This is a genomic window from Marinitoga sp. 1155 (genome assembly GCF_001021175.1).
GTDB lineage: Bacteria > Thermotogota > Thermotogae > Petrotogales > Petrotogaceae > Marinitoga.
The window spans coordinates 157,909-177,522 of record NZ_AZAX01000001.1 but is presented as its reverse complement, the minus strand read 5'-3'; the positions used below and the strand labels follow the sequence as shown (position 1 = coordinate 177,522).

Sequence of the window (19,614 nt, the reverse complement as noted above, 5' to 3'; positions counted from 1 at the left end):
AGTTTTATGAAATATTATAGTAAAACACCTGAAGATTGGAAAAAATATGATGAAGAAAAAGAAAAAAAGGATAATTTAAGAAAAATTCAAAAAAAGCGACAACGAATTAACAACTTAATTATAATTTTTATATCCTTATTTGCTATTATTGTAATAATTTCCTCTAAGTATTACTTTCCAAGATATAATTTTGGAGATTCAGTAATGATAAATAGTATTTCTTTTTCAATTTTAGCATCGAATAAATACACTTTTCCGGATAATTTAGAAATTACTGTTAATATGTTTAACACCGGTAGTGCAGTAAAAGATATAAAAATAGATTCATTTAAATTTATTATATACAAAATGACAAATTCTGCAAGTACGACTTTTTATAAATTTGAATATAACAATATAATTTCTTATAAATTACAACCTTTAGAAAATAAAAAAATTTTCGATTTAAATTCTATCAATCCCATATCAAAAATACCAAACGGGAATTATATCATAGAAACACAATTTAATTATAATGGAAGAATAATTAAATTAAAAAAAGAGATTGAATATATACATACTATCAAATATAATATTTATCTGGATAAAGCTTTTTATTTAACAAATGAATATCCAAAATTATATATTGAAGTTAAAAATTATTCTGCAGAAACAAAAAACGTTAATATTATTGGAAAATTAAAAATTTATACAAAAAATAGAAAATTAAAAAAAGAGATTCCAATAAACTTTGGTTATACATTATTAAAAACTTTAGAAGCTAAATCATATGAAATAAATATTCCTCCCATAGAAAAAGGTATATATGAATTATATTTTGTTAATGATAAACTTAATCAAGTAGTATATATTCCTTTAGCGATAACTGATAATATTGAAAAAAGATTGAAAAATATAAATTTATCTGTAGATACTTACCTTTTTTATCCGGTAAATCATTTATTTGAAGGATATTTTTATATAAACAATCTTAATTTTAAAAAAGAAAAATTTTTAGAAATTGAAGGATATACTATTAGATTGATTAATCTAGAAAATAATGTCATAGTTTTTAACTATGAAAATAATGAGAAAAAAAGAGTTTATATAAATGCTGGTGGAAAATCTATTATCCATTTTATTTCATCTAATCCACCAGTCAAACTATCGATTCCTGGTAATTACAGGTTAATATTTGCTGTCAAATCCAACGAAAATACAATTGAAAGAAGTATGGATTTATATGTTGGAATTTCAAAATAAGGAAGGTAATAAAATTGTATGGATATATATCACTTTATTTTAAGCCAACTAAAATAGAAAGACTAAACTATATAAGTCATTATTGTTCGATTTGTCATTCTTTAAAAAGAAATTTTGGCAATTTTTACAGGATGTTTATTATAAGAGAAGTTTCATTTTTTTCTTTATTAAAAGTAGAATTTAATGAAAAAAATATTGAAGAAATTACGTGCCCATGGGTAGGTTTTAAAAAACGGTATATTTATAAAAATATTGAAATATTCGATGAATTTTCATTTTTAAATGCTTTGATTATATATGGTAAAATATATGATAAATTGCATGATAGTAATTTAAATAAATTGGTTGTTTTTATAAAATTTTTAAAAAGAAAACTTATATATTATTATGGAAAAGATTTTATTGAAACGTATGAAAACATATTAAATGAACAATTTAAAATAGAGAATAAAACATTAGAATTTGAAGAGTATTTTATTCCATCAATAAAAATTATCCAGATGATTTTAAATAAACATCAAATATTTTTTTCAGATGACTTTAGTACTTATATAGGAACATTAATTTATCTTTTCGACGCCATATATGATCTTGAAAAAGATATTAAAAAAAAGAACTTTAATCCTTTTAAAAGAGTGTTTCATATAGACAAATTAAACGTTTTAGACAAAGAAAATAAAGAATTTATAAACTTTATAATAGACTATTCAATAAAAAATATATTAGACATACTTGAAACCTCCAATATAAAAAACAAACATTTTGCAAAGAAATTATTTTCTTTTAGTGCCTCTTATCATAAATCAAAAATAGAAAAATTGTTTTACTCCAATAACAAAATGCCTGAGAAAAATATTTCCCATATAAATTCCAAAAATATATACTTAAATATAAAATAACCCCTGATAGGGGTTATTTTATATTTCATGTATTAACAATCCTGATCTTAATTTTGGTTCAAACCACGTTGACTTTGGAGGCATCGTTTTGTTTACATCTGCAACAGCCATTAATTCTTCTATTGATGTCGGATACATTGAAAATGCCACTTTCCAATTTTTGCCATCTATCCATTCCTCCAGAGCCTTTACTCCTCTAATACCTCCAATAAAATGTATCCTTGGATCTTTTCTTGGATTTTCTATGCCTAATATAGGAGATAATAAATAATTTTGCAGAATATATACATCTAATTGTTTTACAGGATCATTTTCTTCTATAATAGAATCTTTGGCTTTTAGTGAATACCATTTTTTATTTATATACATTCCAAATTCGTGTCTTGATTTTGGTTTATATGGTGTTTCTTTAACTTCAAAAATTTCAAAATTTTCAGATAACTTTTCCATAAATTCTTCATCTGTTAATCCATTTAAATCCTTCACAACTCTGTTGTAATCAAGAATTTTCAATTCATCATGTGGAAAAACAACAGCCATAAAGAAATTATATTCTTCATTTCCTGTGTGCTGTGGGTTTCTTGATTTCAAAATTTCCTTTGTTCTTGAAGCTGCTGCAGCCCTATGATGTCCATCTGCAATATATAATGCTTCAACCTCACTAAATGCTTTTTCTAATTCTTTAATTAAATTTTCATCACTTAAAACCCACAATTCATGATAAACATTTTTTTCATCTTTAAAATCATAAATTTTTTCTGCTTTATCAATTCCTGTATTTATTAACTCTTTTATATTTTCTTTTGATTTAAAGGTTAAAAATACAGGACCTGTCTGAGCTTCTAAAATCATTATATGTTTAGTTCTATCGTCTTCTTTATCTTGCCTTGTTAACTCATGTTTTTTAATTAAACCCTTTTGATATTCATCAACCGAAAAAGTTGCAAAAATCCCTGTTTGAGAATGACCATTCCATGTCTCTCGATATAAATAAAGAGCTGGTTTTTCTTCTTCTATTAAAATACCTTCTTTTTTAAAATTTTCTAAATTTTCTTTAGCTTTTTTATAAACAATTTCACTATGTGGATCGATATTTTCATCAAATTCAACTTCAGCTCTTGTTACTTTTAAAAAGTTATTAGGATGTTTAGTAACAATTTCTTTAACCTCTTCCTCTTCAAGAACATCATATGGAGGGCATGAAAATTCTTCAACTAATTCTTTTTTTGGTCTCAACCCTTTAAATGGTCTTATTAACGACATTTTTTTACCTCCTTTTTCTATTTCTGAGTTTATTATAACAATTAGTTTGTCAATCATCAAATATATTCTTTTCAAAACTAAGGTATTAGCAGTTAAATAACTTCAATTAAGTAAAAAAATCATCATTCTTTTCATGTAATATATTAAAATACGCTGTCTAAAAAGTCTAAAATGAAATGAAGGCTCGAAGATTGCCCTTAACGCACCTACGGTGGGTTATTGGATTAAAAATTGGATTTTAATAAAAAAACCTTCGAGCTATTGCTCTCTTACAGCGGGTAATTGGAAAAAATAATTTTTATTATATAATTATAAATCCTTTTCCCTTAGATTTTTTATACCTAAAAAATCTAAGCGTAAATGAAAGCCGTCAAAAAAACAGGATGTTTTTTTGAGTGAAACTTTTTCATGGATGAAAAATCTGAGCGACGGCTGAGAATGAATAATTTTAAGGATAAGTAATCAAGCTGCCTGAGTGAATTTGACTTTTTAAACAGCGTATATTGAAAATTTTTCATTATTTTTTATATGGTTTTAAATAAATTTTTATAATATTCATCCTGTATTTTAAACATTTTTTTCTTTTCTTCTTCTTTTAAATGGTCATAACCACAGATATGCAATATTCCATGAATTAATATATAAAAAAATTCTTCTTCAAATGTATTATTAAATTCTGGAGCCTGTTCTTTTATTTTTTCAACTGAGATAATAATTTCACCTATTATGTCTTCATTTACACCGTATTCAAAAGATAAAACGTCTGTTGGCCCAATTTTATTTCTATATTTTTCATTATATTCTTTTATAGTTTCGTTATCTGTAATAACTATATTTAACTCATAATCTTCATCGCCAATTTCAGATAATAAAACCTTTTTTGTAATATTTTCTACTTTTTTTATATCAATATTTTCAATTTCCTGATTATCAAAAATATTAATTTTCATTTTTTGACACCTCTTTTAGAAGTTCTTTTGGAATTTCTGGATAACTAATTCTTGAATGGTTCATGTTTAATATTGTATTAATCATAGCATTTTTAATTTTTTTGATTTCTTTTAAAGTTAGTCCGCAATCATCCAATTGTCCTTCAAAATATAAATCCTGTATCAAATTATCGATTTTTTCTTCAATATTTTTTTTATTTATTTTTTGCATACTCCTGGTCATTGCTTCAATATTATCTGCAATCATTAATATTGCTGCTTCTTTAAATTGAGGTATAGGACCGGGATACTTAAATAAATCGGTTGAAAGGTTTTCTTTTAATTCTATACTTTTATGAAAAAAATAGCGTTTTATTCTTGTTCCATGATGCTGAACAATCAGATCTTCAATCAAAATTGGTAATTTATATTTTCTTGCTAATTCTTTACCTTTTATTACATGAAGATTGAGAATTAAAGCGCTTAGTTTTGGATTTATTCTATCATGTGGATTAAATCCTTTTTGATTTTCTGTAAAAAATAAAGGTCTTAATGATTTACCTATATCATGAAAATATGCACCTACTCTCAATAGTATAGGATTAGCCTTTATTGCTTCAGATGCACTTTCAACTAGATTCGCAATAATTAAACTGTGATAATACGTACCAGATGCATTCAAAGATAATTTTCGTAATAATGGGTGATTCAAATTTCCTAATTCCAGGAGACCTATATCCGAATAAACACGTGTAATATATTCAAGATACGGCAATACACCTAAAAGAAAAAGCATCTGTATCAAATTTGATATAAAAATTTGTGGAATAGCTTCAAAATCAAAATTATTATAAATTAAATATATTATAATCTGTGAAATAGTTGCGCCCAAAAAAGGGATTACCATTCTTACTCTTGAATATAAATTCTTACTTAAATATGCACTTATTATTCCTATAACAAAAAGTGTAATAAATGTTTTTAAAGGAAACCCAAACAAAAATGAAAAATAAAAAGAAAAAACTAAAGAAGATAAAAAGCCTATATAAAAATTCATCATAAGTGTAATTGTTACAACGGTAAATAAAGGTGTTACTGCAGGATCGGAAAAATATTTTAATGAAAATAGGTTTAAAATTATACCTGAATCCAGGATTATAATAAATGCAAACCAATAATTTAACGGGTGTAAATTAAAGGCTCTATCTTTTCTTATTAAATACATAATTATTAAATACCAAAAAGGAAAAAAAATTATTATGAAGTTAAATAAAAAACTCCATGTAAAATCACGCCATAATAAAATTTCCGTAATCAAAAATAAAAACATAAAATTGGCAAAAAAGAAAAAATTTTGATATATTTTATTTTTTTCCATATTCTTCACCTTTAGTTTTCTCATATTTATCGTAAGCTTTTATTATTTCTTTAACTAAAGGATTTCTTACAACATCATTTTCAGTTAGTTCTATAAAAGAGATCCCTTTAATATTTTTTAATACCTTTTGAACAATTAGCAATCCAGAATCTTTTTTATTTTCAAGGTCAATTTGAGTAATATCCCCGGTAATAACCGTTCTTGAATTAAAACCTATTCTTGTTAAAAACATCTTCATCTGGTAATATGTACTATTTTGAGCTTCATCAAGTATAATAAACGCATTATTTAAAGTTCTTCCCCGCATATAAGCCAGGGGCACAACCTCAATAATACCTTTTTCCTTATATTCTATAATTTTATCTGCATTTATAAAATCCATAAGTGAATCATATAAAGGTCTTAAGTAAGGATCAACTTTGTCATATAATGTTCCCGGTAAAAATCCGAGTTTTTCTCCTGCTTCAACAGCCGGTCTTGTTAATATTATTCTTTGAACTCTTCCAGTATTTAAAAATTCTACTGCCATTGCAACTGCCAAATAGGTTTTTCCAGTTCCAGCTGGACCAATACAAAAAACTATATCGTTTTCTTTCATGATTTTTATATAATCTGATTGTCCATGAGTTTTCGCCTGCACTCGCACACCACTCACAGTTGTATTAACAACCTGATTGTAATTTGTTTTTTGTGATTTTTTCAAATCATTTTCAGTTTCGTATAAAGAAACAATATATTGAAATTCTGTCCAATCAAGCAAATGACCATTTGAAGTAATATCAACAACCTCTTTTAAAATTTTTTTTACCTTATTTATATTTTTCTTTTTTTCACTATTAAGAACGATTTTATTCTCCACATAAGATATTTTTACATCAAATTTATTTTTCAAATATTTAATTCTGCTATCATGCGTACCGAATATTTCAATTAATTCAATATCTTTTGGGACAGGTATATATTCTTTAATAAAAATCACCTCTTAATTTATCAATATTTTTTATTATAATCAACAATTGAAAGCGGCATACCCTCTTTTAAATATTTTTTTATACTATCTATCGTATAATTAATTCCTGCGGTAGTAGCATGATATGAATATCCACCAACATGAGGTGAAAGAATTACATTATCAAACTCCCAAATAGGATAGTTTGAAGGCATTACATTTTTGCTTTTTGAAGTTGGATAATTAAACCATACGTCCAAAGCAACGCCTTTTAAAATTCTATTTTTTAAAGCGTTGTATAAACCTTCCTCATGAATTAATTTTCCTCTACCTACATTTATTAAAAATTTATCCTTCATTTTCATCAATCGTTCCTCGTTAATAATCTCATAAGTTTTCTCTGTTAAAGGAAGCGTTAAAAATAATATTTCACTATCTTCAATAATTTTATCAACATTATAATAAATTTCATCTACGTTTTTCGGTAATTTGTTAATTTTATGATTTTTTAAAATATAAATTTTTGTATTAAACGGTTTTAAAAATTCAGCTATATTTTGACCTATAGCCCCAAATCCCAAAATTCCAATTTTCTTTCCTTGAATTGAATTCCATGATTCGAAAATAGATTCACCAACAGTAAAACCATGCCAAATTCCTTTTTTTAAATCATTATGAAAATAAATAATTTTTCCAAGCAAAGCTAATGCTAAAGCAACAGCCCTTTCTGCAACATACTTTCCATTTCCATGAGCATTTGAAATAATAATATTTCGTTCTTTTAAATCATCTAATGGTAATTGTTCAACACCAGCAAAAGGGACAAAAATAATTTTTAATTTCTTAGCAAATTCAAGTTCTTTTTTTGTAATAAATCCGCCGATTATTGCATCCACATCTTTTAATAATTCTTCTTTTGATAATTTTTCTTTTTCTGGAAAAATAATCTCAATATCAGGATAATCTAACTTTAATTCATTTAATTTTTTATCCCAATATGAATTAAATTTGTGTAAAAATAAGAATTTCAAAAAAACTCACTCCCATATTAGAAATTTTTTAATTTTTTACCTAATAGTTCTTCAATATCTTTTCTAAATATTCTAATAGTTACATATGCCATCCCTTCTGTCATATTAAAACCTTCATCTATTTGTTGGGCTCCTCTAATTACTCCCCATAACGATGATTCAATATTTTTTTCTTTTAAAACAAAATCTTTAACTGTTGTTTTTGAATCAATATAAACTCCATAAATATATTCTACAGCTTTAGAATAAGCATCTTGCCTTGCAGCTTCAAGAGCAGCTAATTTAGCTTGTGCAACCTGAGGAAAAGCTTTATAATCTATAATCCCAAATCCTTTAAAATCATGGTAAGCGGCCCCTTTTTGATTTTCAGGTTGAGAAAAAGGGGTTGAATTCATTATACTACAAGAAGTTAGAAAAAACATAAAAACGGCCAAAACCAATACAAATCCCTTTTTCATTCATATCCCCTCCAAATTTTTAATTTGAAATTCATCTATATTATACCACAAATTGATTTTATTCTTTTCTGATTATATTGGATTTTTGAACACAAAATTTTAAAATAAATAAACATAATAATGATATAATTAATATATGATGGTATATTTCTTTTTACCGTGAGGTGAAATCATGAAAGAAGTAAAAATATCCTTTGGTATTCATAATGAAGAGGAAAAGAATTATATAGTAACTTTACTATATAATACCTTTTATGAAAAATTCAAACCTGTTTTTTTAACTAAAACAAAATCTTTAAAATTACTCAAAAATTATATTATTTTTGATAATATTATTGTTTCCAGAGATATCAATAATAACATATCGGGAATAGCTGCTATAAAATATAAAGGTTTTTCATGGTTGAATTTAGAATTTATTGATATTTTAAAAGAATATAAATTTGAAACTTTAAAAGTCATTTTTAGAGGTATTTGTTTACTTAATACACAAAAATGTGGAGAGTATTTATTATTAGATGATATTGTTGTTATTCCATATAAAAGAGGTTTGGGTATCGGGACAAAAATCATATATTATTTGTTTGATTACGCTAAAAAGAAAAAATTAAAAGGAGTTAAATTATTTGTTATAAAAGAGAATATAAGAGCAAAACGACTTTATGAAAAATTAGGTTTTAAAACTGTCAAATTTCATAAAATCCCACTATTATGGAAAAAATATTTTGATATAAAAGGATTTTACGAGATGATACTTGATTTTTAATGGAGGGATAATATGTTATGGATTAGAAAAATCATTCAATCATTTATCGAATTGCCAGGCCTGTTTATTACTTTAATTATTTTATTAAATTTCAGAATAAAAAAATCGAAAAAATTAAATAAAATGATTATATTTACTTCTATATTAATTTATCTTTTTTCTATTCAAATAACCTCAAGAATCTTAGTTTATCCTTTAGAAAATGCGTTTGAGCCGTATAAAGAAAACAAACTTAATATCCCTTCTATTATTGTAATTTTAGGTGGAGGGGCTATACCTAAAACACCTATTTCACCTTCTTTAGGTGAAATGTCAGATCAAACCTTTAAACGAATTTTTGCAGGCTATGAATTATATAAAAAAACAAATTACCCTATTGTTATTTCTGGTGGAAAACCACCAAATACAAATTATATTCCAGAGGCTTTAGTAATGAGAGACTATCTTGTTAGATTTGGTGTTAATCCCTCAAATATTTTTATCGAACCAGATGCACAAACAACCGAGGAAAATGCAAAATATGTGAAATCTTTAATTGATAATATGAAAATAAATAGAATATTTTTAGTTACTTCTGCTATTCATTTACCAAGATCATACAAAATTTTTAAAAACTTTATTAATAGTAATATCGAAATAGTTCCAGTTCCTTCAAATTATCTAATAACCCGGGATAAAATTACATGGATAGATTTTAAACCTGATATAGATTCTTTACGAGCAAATGCTATGGCAATACATGAATATCTGGGATTAATATTTTTTTCTATCTTAAAATAGGCTGTCTAAAAAGTCTCAAATGAAACGAAGGCTCGAAGATTGCCCTTAAAATTATGAATGAAAGCCGTCAAAAAAACAGGACGTTTTTTTGAGTGAAGCTTTTTCATGGATGAAAAATCTGAACGACGGCTGAGAATGAATAATTTTAAGGATTAGCAATCAAGCTGCCTGAGTGAATTTGACTTTTTAGACATCGTAATCTTAAAATAGATTCGCTAAATTGGAGGTGATTTTATGAAATGTCATGGATGTGGGGTTGAAATACAAACAGAAAATCCGGAAATTCCTGGTTTCTTACCGGAACATGTTTATGAAAAGTTCATAGGTAATGAAGAAAAAGCTTTATGTCAAAGGTGTTTTAAATTAAAACATTATGGTGAACTAATTCCTGTTTCCATAAACAAAAATTTTTACAATCAATTAAAAAGTATTATCCATGAATTTGATACAGTTTTATGGGTTATCGATATTATTGATTTTGAAGGCACTTTTGATAAAGATATATTAAATTTAGTAAAAAATAAAAATCTATTTTTAATAATTAACAAAGTTGATCTATTGCCAAAAAGTGTAGCTTTTACTGAATTAAAAGACTGGATTTACAACAGAGTTAAAGACAATGTTAATATTAAAAAAGATAATATTCGCTTAATAAGTGCGAAAAGGAATTTTGGTATAAATAGATTAATAAAGTTACTAAAAGAACAAAAGATAGAAAAGGCTCTTGTAGTTGGTACTACAAATGTTGGTAAATCATCACTTTTAAATAACATGACTGATTTAAAAATTACAACAAGTTCATTTCCTGGAACTACATTAGGAATTGTTAAAAGAAAAATTATTAAACATAATATATACTTATATGATACTCCAGGAATAGAGACTAAACAAAGATTTACAGACTTTTTTGACATATATACGCAAGTGGAAATGATACCTCATAAAACTATTAGTAGAAAAACCTTTAAACCAGATATCGGTAAAGTTATATTTGTAAGTGCACTTTTCAGATTTAAAATTTTATCTTTAGCTAAAAATAGTTTGAAACCTATTTTCTTGATATTTGCCCCAGAAAGAATATCTTTTCATCAAACCAAAGAGGAAAGAGTAGATGATTTATTAAAAAATCATATTGGGGAAATTATTTATCCTCCATATGAAAAAGACTATCCATTAAAAAATATTGATTATGAAAAAGAAATTATTTCAATTGAAGAAAATGAAGAATTAGCTATACCTGGGTTAGGTTGGATTTCTGTAAGAAGAGGCCCTTTGAATATAGAGGTTGTTAAACCTAAAAATATTGAATTAATAATTAGAAAACCTTTAATTACACCAAAAAGAGGTAATATTATATAGTCGGAGGTGTTGGTATGAAATTAAAAAAAACAGGAATTATAGTGGGTGTTTCAAACAGACATGTTCATCTATCAAAAGAAGATTTAGAGGTATTATTTGGTGAAGGTTATGAGTTGCATCCTATAAAAGATTTAAAACAACCAGGTCAATATGCAGCAGAAGAAGTTGTTACTTTAGTTGGTCCAAAAGGAAAAATAGAAAGAGTTAGAGTTTTAGGACCTGTTAGAAAGGAAACTCAAATAGAGATTTCTCAAACAGATGCATTTAAATTAGGCGTGAAACCTCCTGTTAGAGATTCAGGCGATTTAGATGGAACTCCTGGAATAAAAATTGTTGGTCCAAAAGGTGAAGTTGAAACGAAAAAAGGTTTAATTTTAGCTAAAAGACATATTCATATGCTTCCTGAAGATGCTGAAAAATATAATGTCAAAGATAAAGATTTAGTATATGTTGCTATTGAAAAAGGCGATAGAAAATTAATATTTGGTGACGTGTTAATAAGAGTAAGTCCAAAATATGCTCTGGAATTTCATGTTGATACTGATGAAGCGAATGCTGCTTTAATAAAAACAGGAGATGAAGTATTCATAGTTGAAGAATTTTAAAATCCCTCTTTTAGAGGGATTTTTATAATATTAAAAAAATTGAATAAATTTTTTAAACTTGACTAAACTAATATTTTATTGTATAATATATTGGGTTTGCAGGTGTAGCTTCAACAGGTTAGAGCGCTGCCTTGGTAAGGCAGAGGTTGTGGGTTCGAGTCCCATCACCTGCTCCAGTAACTCCCCGAATTATCGGGGATTTTATTTTATATTAGGGGGATACTTTATGAAATCCTGGGAATATTATGATAAAATTGCCGATAATTATGAAAAAATGTATGAAGACCCATATTGGGAAATGCATAATTTATTATCCGAAAAGATAATTTTTGAAAATTTGAAATTTTCCAGCGGAAAAGTTCTTGATATTGGTGCTGGAACTGGATATTGGACTAATATCTTTTTAAATAAAGGGTTTGATATATATGCTGTAGAACCATCTTCAAAAATGTGTTCTATCTTAAAAAGCAAATTTAAAAATAGTATAAATATAATTAATGATTTTGCTGAAAATTTAAAATTTGAAAATGAATCATTTGATATAATTCTCGCTATGGGGGATGTTTTAAGTTATTCAGAAAACGATGAAAAATTCCTATATGAAATAAATAGACTATTAAAAAAAGGTGGAATTTTAATTGGAACTGTTGATAATTTAAATAAATTTATTATCGATGCTTTTTTTTCAAAAGATTTTGATATAATAGAAGTAATGAAAAAACAAAAAAAAGTAAATATTGGAATTTCAAAATTTATGTCTTTTAATTCAACTTTATATACGAAAAATGATTTAGAAAAATTGTTATCGAACTATTTTAGTAAAATATCTATATATGGAATTATGGCTTTTCCATGGGAAAATGAATTAGAATTTTCCAAATATTGGGCCGATGTATTTGAATTGGAACTGAAATTTTCGAAAGTTTTATATGATACAGCAGAACATTTAATGTATATGGTCGTGAAATAATGAGTAAATATAAATTAAGAACTTTACGTGTAGAATCTCTAATTAAATTAGCTCAATCAGGCGATAAAGAAGCAATGAATATGATCATGGTAAAATTTGAACCCATGATTAAATCTATTGCTTCAAAATATTATGGTGCATGGGCTGAATTTCAAGATCTGGTTCAAATAGGATTTGTTGGTTTAATACAGGGAGTTTATTCATTTGATGAAAATAATAAAACAAAATTTTCAACCTTTGCCTATCTTAATATATCATCTGAAATAAAATCATTTTTAACCTATTTAAATAGATTAAAAAATAAAGTATTATCGGACGCTGTTAGTATAGAATCTATGTTCGAAGACTATTCTGAAGATTCTGATTATTATTTTGAAGTTCCATCTGAAACAGATTTATATCAATCTGTAGTCTATAATTATATCTTTGAAAGGTCTATTGAACAAATGAAGGATCTGGAAAAAAATATTGTAAAGATGTGGTTGGATAACAATTCATATGATGAAATTTCTGATAAGCTCAATGTTGCAAAAAAGAAAGTAGACAATACTATTCAGAAGTTTAAAAAAATTGCAAATAGGGTAATGAAATTCGTTAATGCTACTATAGATATAGGAGGTAAATAATGAAAATAACAAGAATATTGTTATATATTGCTATTATTTTATCTATTATTTCAATAATAATGTCAATAGGAAGTGAAATAAAACTTTCAAAATTTCAAAATTATATGGAGAGTTTATTTAACAGACAAAACACTAAAGTTAATGATAGTATATCCCAATTAAATACAAAATTAGAAGATTTAAATAAATATTTTGAACCCAATGGAATTGTTGAAAAATTTATAAATTACAAAAGCAATTTAGAAAAACATTTAAAAGATTTAGAGAAATTATTAACCCTTGCTCAAGAAGATCAGAATGTAGGTTATTTCCAGCTATATATTATAGGCTCAAGAGAAATATGGATTGGTATAAAAGATGAAAAAGGCAAGTATATATTTCAGGGAATGTTAAAACCGGGATTGGCCCCATATAAATTTTATTTTTTTAAGGATCCTTCTATAAGAACATCTTATACGATAAATATTCCTTATAATGCAAAAGTTCAAACAGCAAATCCTGATAATATCTTTTTTTTAATACAGGAACCTGGTCAAAGAAGACTTAAAAAGATGCCATCAGCAAAGCTTGAAAATATTTCTGAAGATTTAAATTTATATATCCCAACAATTAGAGGTAAATAATTTAAGGACTTTAAATTTTAATAAAATTCTGGTATAATATATGAGAAAGTTATCACTTGGATATAGGAGGTTATAAAATGGAATTCGATCATAAAAAAATAGAAGAGAAATGGCAAAAAGAATGGGCAGAAAAAAATATTTTTAAAACCTCACAAAGAAACGATAAGAAAAAATATTATGTTTTAACAATGTTCCCATATCCATCTGGAACCATCCATGTTGGTCATGTAAAAAATTATGTAATTGGCGATGTTGTTGCCAGATATAAAAAAATGCAGGGATTTAATGTTTTACATCCTTTTGGATACGATGCTTTTGGATTACCGGCAGAAAATGCAGCTATAAAAAATAATGTAAATCCAGGAGATTGGACTTTTAAAAATATTGAAATTATAAAAAAACAAATTAAAAAGATTGGAATTAGTTATGATTGGGATAGAGAAATTGCAACATGTACAGAAGATTATTATAAATGGACTCAATGGATATTTTTGAAATTATATGAAAAAGGTTTAGCTTATAAAAAACATGCTGCTGTTAATTGGTGTCCAAGCTGTAAAACTGTTTTAGCCAATGAACAGGTCGTTAATGGAAAATGTGAAAGATGTGGTACAGAAATAGAAATGAAAAAGTTAGAACAATGGTATTTTAAAATAACAGATTATTCTGAAAAATTATTAAATGACCTTGAAAAACTCGAGGGCTGGCCTGAAAATGTTAAAATTATGCAAAAGAATTGGATTGGAAAAAGTGAAGGCGCTGAAGTTAAGTTTAAAATTGATGGTACAGAAAAAGAATTAACTGTTTTCACCACAAGGCCGGATACTCTCTGGGGTGTAACCTTTATGGCTTTAGCTCCTGAATCTCCTCTTGTTGAAGAATTAACAACTAAAGAACAAAAGAGTGAGGTCGAAAAATTTTTAAACAGAGTAACTAAAGAAGATAAATTCAAAAGAATTGCTCAAGGTGCAAAAAAAGATGGAGCATTTACTGGAAGTTACGCTATTAATCCTGTGAATGGTGAAAAAATACCTATCTATGTTGCAAACTATATTTTATTCGAATATGGAACAGGTGCTATAATGGCTGTTCCAGCACATGATCAGAGAGATTTTGAATTTGCTAAAGAATTTAATTTACCAATTAGAGTTGTTATTAAACCTGAAGGTTCTGATTTAACGGAAGAAGATTTATCAGAAGCATTTACTGAAGATGGTATAATGGTTAACTCAGATAAATTTGATGGTATGAAAAATAGAGAGGCTTTGCCAAAAATTATTGACTGGCTTGAAGAAAATAATATAGGAAATAAAAGCATTCAATATAAATTAAGGGATTGGTTAATCTCAAGGCAAAGATATTGGGGAGCACCAATACCTATAATTTATTGTGAAAAATGTGGAACTGTTCCTGTACCAGAAAAAGATTTACCCGTAAAACTTCCTACAAATGTTACCTTTGAACCAACAGGAAAAAGCCCTTTAACTTATACTGATGAATTTATTAATACCACATGTCCAAAATGCGGAAGACCTGCAAAAAGAGAAGTTGATACAATGGATACATTTGTTGATAGTAGTTGGTATTATTTAAGATATATTAATCCTAAGATGGAAGATAAGCCTTTTGATTCTGATGATGTAAATTACTGGCTTCCAGTTGACCAGTACATTGGTGGTGTTGAACATGCAATATTACATTTGTTATATTCGAGATTTATAACAAAAGTGTTATATGATCTTGGTTATATTAATTTTGTTGAGCCATTCTCCAATCTATTTACTCAGGGAATGATATATAAAGATGGAGCAAAAATGTCTAAATCAAAAGGTAATGTTGTTTCTCCAGATGAAATGGTTGAAAAGTATGGAGCAGATACACTAAGATTATATATGCTATTTATGGGACCACCAGAAAAAGATGCAGAATGGAATGATGCAGGTTTAGAAGGTATTGCCAGATTTATGAATAAAGTATGGATTGCAATGTCTAAAATAATAGAAGTAACAAAAAATGTTGACACAAAAAATATGAAACTAATTACAAAAGAAGAAAAATCTTTAAGAAGAAAATTACATCAAATGATTGGAAAAATAACAAATGATATAGAAAAGAATTTTCAATTTAATACTGCAATTAGTGGTATGATGGAATTAATTAATGAACTTAATTCATATATGAATAATATCTCGAAAAAAGACTGGAATAAAGAATTATTAAAAGAAGTTGCGGAAGATTTTATTATTCTTTTATCTCCTTTTGCACCTCATTTATCAGAAGAATTATGGCATATGATGGGCCATAATACATTTGTTGTCAATGCGAAATGGCCAGATGTTGATGAAAAAGCTCTAGAAGTTGATGAATTAGAAATTGTTGTTCAGATAAATGGTAAAGTAAGATCAAAAATAATAGTTGATGCAAATTCAACTGAAGAAATTATTAAAAATAAAGCATTTGAAGATGAAAAAGTGAAAAAATACATTGAAAATGCAGAGATAAAAAAGGTAATTCTTGTAAAAGGTAAATTGCTTAATATAGTGATTAAAAAGTGATTGGAGGTAAATTATGAAAAATCCAAAAATTCCAAAACCAACTATTAAAAGACTCGCGATGTATTATCGATGTTTGGAAAATAAAAAATCAGCGGGAGTTCAAAGAACTTCATCTAAAGAATTAGCAGAATCGTTACATATTAAAGCAAGTCAAATTAGAAAAGATTTGTCTTATTTTGGAGAATTCGGAAAACGTGGTGTAGGGTATGATATTGATAAACTAATGAATTCAATTAAATCTATTTTAGGGCTTAATAAAAAATGGAGTGTTGCTATTGTTGGAGTTGGAAACCTGGGATCAGCTATTGCTAATTATACTGGTTTGGAAAAAAATGGTTTTTTTATAAAAGTTGCTTTTGATAAAGATAAAACAAAAATCGGGAAACAAATATCAGCTGGGATATTAGTCTATGATATGAAAGATATGAAAAAAATATGTGCTGAAAAAGGGATAGAAATTGCTATTTTAACAGTACCGGCAGAAGTTGCTCAAAAAGTTGCTGAACAATTAGTAGAAACAGGTATAAAAGGGATATTAAATTTTGCACCTACTTCCTTAAGTTTGCCAAAAAATATTGCTGTTGAAAACGTAGATTTCACCATTTCTTTAAAAGCATTAACATATGATATAGTTTCTAATAATAAGAATATATATGAATTACAGGAATAATATGTCGGGGTGGCGGAATTGGCAGACGCGTATGACTCAGAATCATATGGATATTCATCCATGCGGGTTCAAGTCCCGTCCCCGACACCAAATAGCCCGCTTATGCGGGTTTTTTTAATAAGGAAGGTGGTAATATGGGAAAATTGTATATAATAGGAACACCTATAGGAAATCTGAAAGATATTTCTTTAAGAGCAGTGGAAATATTAAAGAAATCAGATATTATTTTTGTAGAAGATAAAAGAGTAACTATAAAATTATTAAATAATCTTGATATTGGGAAAAAAGAATTATTTACTTTTAGCGAATATAACGCTAATAAAGTTCTTAAAAAAGCTCTGGAAATTATTAAGGAAAAAAATATTTGTTCTCTTGTAAGTGATGCAGGCATGCCTGTAATATCTGATCCTGGTTATCAATTAATAAATAAATGCTGGGAAGATAATGTGGAAATAGATATCATACCAGGTCCAAATGCACCTTCTGCTGCAATTGCTTTAAGTGGATTCCCTGGTTCGAAATATATGTTTCAGGGGTTTTTGCCTCGTGGTAAAAACAAAAGACGTCTTCTTAGAAAAATTAAAGATCTTGGAATTCTTTTTGTTTTTTTTGAATCACCACAAAGGCTAAATAACACTTTAAAAGAAATATTAGAAATAGTTGGTAATAGAGATATTTTTATAGCAAGAGAAATGACAAAAATTCATCAAGAATTATTCAGAGGAACTATTAAAGAAGCTATTGCTCATTTTTCAGAAAGAAATATTAAAGGTGAAATAACAATTGTGTTATCCGGAAAAGAGGGAGAAAGTGAAAATATCTGAAAATAAAAAAATTTTTGAAAATTTAATAGATTTGTTTAATTGGATTCAGATGGAATTGAATGAAACAGAACTTTTTAATTCTATTATAATATTTAATGGAGATATTTCAAAGGCAAAAACAAGCAGTGCTGGTGATTTATTTATAGAAGTTTCTCAAAGAAATGACAAAGGAAAAACTTTTAAAATAAGTGTATTTTTATCAAGATATCATATAAAAACACTTTTAAATAGTCTTGGTTTGAAAAATATCGGAGAATTAGAAAATAAAAACTGGAAATTTTATGGAAAACTTTCTTTCTGGCCTACTTCAGCTTCTTTAGCCATAAGATTACAATCTCTGGTCCCCATTGGAGAATCTAAGCTGGAAAAAAGAAAAAAAGCTATTATAAATAAATTAAAAATAAATGGTTTATTAAGGGAAAGAAAAAATAAATTAGATGATTTACCTCCTATAAGAAAAATTGCTATTATTTCATCTCAAACCGCTGCTGGATATGGCGATTTTATAAAAAACATCAATAAACTTTCTTCACCACCTTTGATTCATCTTTATCCATCACCAATGCAGGGAGTAGAAGTCCCTACAGGTATTAATAAATCATTAGATTTAATCCTGAATTCTAAAATAGATTATGATATTATTGTAATTATAAGGGGCGGTGGTGCTCAATCTGATTTAATGTATTTTAATGATTATGAATTAGCAGAAAAAATCGCTATTGTAAATAATACAATTCCTGTTTTAACTGGTATTGGTCATGAACAGGATATAACTATACCCGATTATGTTTCTTATATAAATTTTTCTACACCTACCGAAGTAGCGAGAGCTATCGTTAATCAAATAGAAAATTTTAATAATAAAATAAATGAAAATTTTCAAAAAATTTATTATATGGTTAATAATATATTTTTACATGCTGAATTTTTTTCAAAAAATGTACTAAACAATATAGATTCAACTATTAATCATCTGTTTGAAAAAGAAAAAAATAAAATGAACTTTTATATTAATTCACTAACTAATTTTCAAAATATATTATCTTCATTTGAAACTTGGTTGTACAGAGAATTAGATTTTATTAATTATGTATCAGAACATATAAATAATAAAATAAATGTTCTATATAATGAAAATATTGCTTTTGAAAAAAATATAAAAAAAGATTTTGATTTACTTGAATCTTATAATTTGAAAAAAATTAATGATTACTATGTTGAAATAACTAAAAATAGTCCTTTTAGCTCTTTTTTAAGTGGAGGAGGCGTTATTATTCAGAAATCCCGAATAATTTCAAGCGTATATGATCTGGATAAAAATAAAGAATTAGAGATTAAACTAAAGGATGGGGAAGTCAAAAGTGATATAAAAGAAATTAAATACTATAGGGAGGATCTAAAATGAATATTGATGAAATTTTGAAAATGACAAAAACAGAATTAAAGAAAAAAACATTTAAAGAAATAACAGAAATGCTTGAATCAATTTCTCAAATATTTCAAAAAAATGGCAATGAATTGGATATTGAATATGCTCTGGAAATTTATAAAAAAGGATTAGATTTGTTATTATTGGCAAAAGAAAAGTTGATAATAGCAAAAGAGGAAAAGGAAAAAATTGATAAGAGATTCGAAGAAATTAAAATGAAATTTGAAAATTAGCTTTGAAATCACCCCTTCGTGTAAA

At 26.5% G+C, this 19,614-nt stretch carries 20 protein-coding genes and 2 tRNA genes; 16 read left to right on the top strand and 6 right to left on the bottom strand.

The window, feature by feature from the left end; all coding sequences use genetic code 11:
• Positions 1–6: 6 nt before the first annotated feature.
• Together X274_RS00840 and X274_RS00835 are read left to right on the top strand one after the other, a co-directional pair.
• The gene (locus X274_RS00840; protein WP_047264883.1) at positions 7–1,242 is read left to right on the top strand and encodes a hypothetical protein; all 1,236 of its coding nucleotides are present in this window, start codon (positions 7–9) and stop codon (positions 1,240–1,242) included.
• A gap of 14 nt (positions 1,243–1,256) precedes the next feature.
• Positions 1,257–2,141, top strand: coding sequence for a DUF5685 family protein (locus X274_RS00835; RefSeq protein ID WP_047264882.1), 885 nt, complete (start codon positions 1,257–1,259; stop codon positions 2,139–2,141).
• An 18-nt stretch (positions 2,142–2,159) separates the two neighbouring features.
• Here the strand turns inward: X274_RS00835 and X274_RS00830 are convergent, their stop codons facing one another.
• The 6 genes from X274_RS00830 to X274_RS11365 all read right to left on the bottom strand — a co-directional run bounded on the left by X274_RS00830 (position 2,160) and on the right by X274_RS11365 (position 8,149).
• Complete coding sequence (locus X274_RS00830; RefSeq protein ID WP_047264881.1) at positions 2,160–3,404, bottom strand: DUF1015 domain-containing protein; 1,245 nt, start codon at positions 3,402–3,404, stop codon at positions 2,160–2,162.
• A 524-nt stretch (positions 3,405–3,928) separates the two neighbouring features.
• A complete protein-coding gene (gene ybeY, locus X274_RS00825) occupies positions 3,929–4,354 on the bottom strand; it encodes an rRNA maturation RNase YbeY (protein WP_047264880.1) in 426 nt (141 codons plus the stop codon).
• Positions 4,344–5,663 (bottom strand): HDIG domain-containing metalloprotein, encoded by a 1,320-nt coding sequence (locus X274_RS00820; RefSeq protein ID WP_255350141.1) that lies wholly within the window; start codon positions 5,661–5,663, stop codon positions 4,344–4,346. Before X274_RS00820 ends, ybeY begins: the two co-directional genes overlap by 11 nt.
• Before the next feature lie 34 nt (positions 5,664–5,697).
• The gene (locus X274_RS00815) at positions 5,698–6,681 is read right to left on the bottom strand and encodes a PhoH family protein (protein ID WP_047264979.1); all 984 of its coding nucleotides are present in this window, start codon (positions 6,679–6,681) and stop codon (positions 5,698–5,700) included.
• A 20-nt stretch (positions 6,682–6,701) separates the two neighbouring features.
• Positions 6,702–7,691 carry a 2-hydroxyacid dehydrogenase gene (locus tag X274_RS00810; protein WP_047264878.1) on the bottom strand — a complete coding sequence of 330 codons (990 nt, stop codon included), beginning with the start codon at positions 7,689–7,691 and terminating at the stop codon, positions 6,702–6,704.
• Between the two features lie 17 nt (positions 7,692–7,708).
• Complete coding sequence (locus tag X274_RS11365; protein WP_052913102.1) at positions 7,709–8,149, bottom strand: LPP20 family lipoprotein; 441 nt, start codon at positions 8,147–8,149, stop codon at positions 7,709–7,711.
• A 172-nt stretch (positions 8,150–8,321) separates the two neighbouring features.
• Here X274_RS11365 and X274_RS11360 point away from each other — a divergent pair, with 172 nt between their 5' ends.
• The 14 genes from X274_RS11360 (at position 8,322) to X274_RS00735 (ending at position 19,589) form a co-directional block, all read left to right on the top strand.
• The gene (locus tag X274_RS11360) at positions 8,322–8,915 is read left to right on the top strand and encodes a GNAT family N-acetyltransferase (RefSeq protein ID WP_052913101.1); all 594 of its coding nucleotides are present in this window, start codon (positions 8,322–8,324) and stop codon (positions 8,913–8,915) included.
• 12 nt (positions 8,916–8,927) lie between these two features.
• The gene (locus tag X274_RS00795; RefSeq protein WP_047264877.1) at positions 8,928–9,695 is read left to right on the top strand and encodes a YdcF family protein; all 768 of its coding nucleotides are present in this window, start codon (positions 8,928–8,930) and stop codon (positions 9,693–9,695) included.
• A gap of 234 nt (positions 9,696–9,929) precedes the next feature.
• A complete protein-coding gene (gene yqeH, locus X274_RS00790; RefSeq protein WP_047264876.1) occupies positions 9,930–11,054 on the top strand; it encodes a ribosome biogenesis GTPase YqeH in 1,125 nt (374 codons plus the stop codon).
• 14 nt (positions 11,055–11,068) lie between these two features.
• On the top strand, positions 11,069–11,659 hold the full coding sequence (gene pduL / locus X274_RS00785; protein WP_047264875.1) for a phosphate propanoyltransferase: 591 nt from the start codon (positions 11,069–11,071) through the stop codon (positions 11,657–11,659).
• A gap of 98 nt (positions 11,660–11,757) precedes the next feature.
• A tRNA-Thr gene (locus tag X274_RS00780) sits at positions 11,758–11,835 on the top strand.
• A 50-nt stretch (positions 11,836–11,885) separates the two neighbouring features.
• Complete coding sequence (locus X274_RS00775; protein ID WP_052913100.1) at positions 11,886–12,629, top strand: class I SAM-dependent methyltransferase; 744 nt, start codon at positions 11,886–11,888, stop codon at positions 12,627–12,629.
• The gene (locus X274_RS00770) at positions 12,629–13,255 is read left to right on the top strand and encodes a sigma-70 family RNA polymerase sigma factor (protein WP_047264874.1); all 627 of its coding nucleotides are present in this window, start codon (positions 12,629–12,631) and stop codon (positions 13,253–13,255) included. The genes X274_RS00775 and X274_RS00770 overlap by 1 nt, the downstream gene beginning before the upstream one ends.
• Positions 13,255–13,878: a hypothetical protein gene (locus X274_RS00765; protein ID WP_047264873.1), complete on the top strand. Its 624-nt coding sequence runs from the start codon at positions 13,255–13,257 to the stop codon at positions 13,876–13,878. Before X274_RS00770 ends, X274_RS00765 begins: the two co-directional genes overlap by 1 nt.
• Before the next feature lie 77 nt (positions 13,879–13,955).
• Positions 13,956–16,433: a leucine--tRNA ligase gene (gene leuS / locus X274_RS00760; RefSeq protein ID WP_047264872.1), complete on the top strand. Its 2,478-nt coding sequence runs from the start codon at positions 13,956–13,958 to the stop codon at positions 16,431–16,433.
• A gap of 13 nt (positions 16,434–16,446) precedes the next feature.
• On the top strand, positions 16,447–17,103 hold the full coding sequence (locus tag X274_RS00755) for a redox-sensing transcriptional repressor Rex (protein WP_047264871.1): 657 nt from the start codon (positions 16,447–16,449) through the stop codon (positions 17,101–17,103).
• Positions 17,104–17,106: 3 nt separating this feature from the next.
• Positions 17,107–17,193 (top strand) — tRNA-Leu (locus X274_RS00750).
• Positions 17,194–17,237: 44 nt separating this feature from the next.
• Positions 17,238–17,927 (top strand): 16S rRNA (cytidine(1402)-2'-O)-methyltransferase, encoded by a 690-nt coding sequence (gene rsmI / locus X274_RS00745; protein ID WP_047264870.1) that lies wholly within the window; start codon positions 17,238–17,240, stop codon positions 17,925–17,927.
• Positions 17,914–19,332, top strand: a complete 1,419-nt coding sequence (gene xseA, locus X274_RS00740) for an exodeoxyribonuclease VII large subunit (protein ID WP_052913099.1) — start codon at positions 17,914–17,916, stop codon at positions 19,330–19,332. Before rsmI ends, xseA begins: the two co-directional genes overlap by 14 nt.
• Complete coding sequence (locus X274_RS00735; RefSeq protein WP_047264869.1) at positions 19,329–19,589, top strand: hypothetical protein; 261 nt, start codon at positions 19,329–19,331, stop codon at positions 19,587–19,589. The genes xseA and X274_RS00735 overlap by 4 nt, the downstream gene beginning before the upstream one ends.
• Positions 19,590–19,614: the final 25 nt, after the last annotated feature.

What these genes read in the sequence shown, in the direction of transcription:
- X274_RS00820 (WP_255350141.1), bottom strand. Translation starts at nt 5,663, where the DNA reads ATGTTTTTATTTTTGATTACGGAAATTTTATTATGGCGTGATTTTACA.
- X274_RS11365 (WP_052913102.1), bottom strand. Translation starts at nt 8,149, where the DNA reads ATGAAAAAGGGATTTGTATTGGTTTTGGCCGTTTTTATGTTTTTTCTA.
- rsmI (WP_047264870.1), top strand. Translation starts at nt 17,238, where the DNA reads ATGGGAAAATTGTATATAATAGGAACACCTATAGGAAATCTGAAAGAT.
- pduL (WP_047264875.1), top strand. Translation starts at nt 11,069, where the DNA reads ATGAAATTAAAAAAAACAGGAATTATAGTGGGTGTTTCAAACAGACAT.
- X274_RS00755 (WP_047264871.1), top strand. Translation starts at nt 16,447, where the DNA reads ATGAAAAATCCAAAAATTCCAAAACCAACTATTAAAAGACTCGCGATG.
- X274_RS00765 (WP_047264873.1), top strand. Translation starts at nt 13,255, where the DNA reads ATGAAAATAACAAGAATATTGTTATATATTGCTATTATTTTATCTATT.
- X274_RS00830 (WP_047264881.1), bottom strand. Translation starts at nt 3,404, where the DNA reads ATGTCGTTAATAAGACCATTTAAAGGGTTGAGACCAAAAAAAGAATTA.
- X274_RS11360 (WP_052913101.1), top strand. Translation starts at nt 8,322, where the DNA reads ATGAAAGAAGTAAAAATATCCTTTGGTATTCATAATGAAGAGGAAAAG.
- X274_RS00795 (WP_047264877.1), top strand. Translation starts at nt 8,928, where the DNA reads ATGTTATGGATTAGAAAAATCATTCAATCATTTATCGAATTGCCAGGC.
- X274_RS00775 (WP_052913100.1), top strand. Translation starts at nt 11,886, where the DNA reads ATGAAATCCTGGGAATATTATGATAAAATTGCCGATAATTATGAAAAA.
- ybeY (WP_047264880.1), bottom strand. Translation starts at nt 4,354, where the DNA reads ATGAAAATTAATATTTTTGATAATCAGGAAATTGAAAATATTGATATA.
- X274_RS00770 (WP_047264874.1), top strand. Translation starts at nt 12,629, where the DNA reads ATGAGTAAATATAAATTAAGAACTTTACGTGTAGAATCTCTAATTAAA.
- X274_RS00840 (WP_047264883.1), top strand. Translation starts at nt 7, where the DNA reads ATGAAATATTATAGTAAAACACCTGAAGATTGGAAAAAATATGATGAA.
- leuS (WP_047264872.1), top strand. Translation starts at nt 13,956, where the DNA reads ATGGAATTCGATCATAAAAAAATAGAAGAGAAATGGCAAAAAGAATGG.
- X274_RS00735 (WP_047264869.1), top strand. Translation starts at nt 19,329, where the DNA reads ATGAATATTGATGAAATTTTGAAAATGACAAAAACAGAATTAAAGAAA.
- yqeH (WP_047264876.1), top strand. Translation starts at nt 9,930, where the DNA reads ATGAAATGTCATGGATGTGGGGTTGAAATACAAACAGAAAATCCGGAA.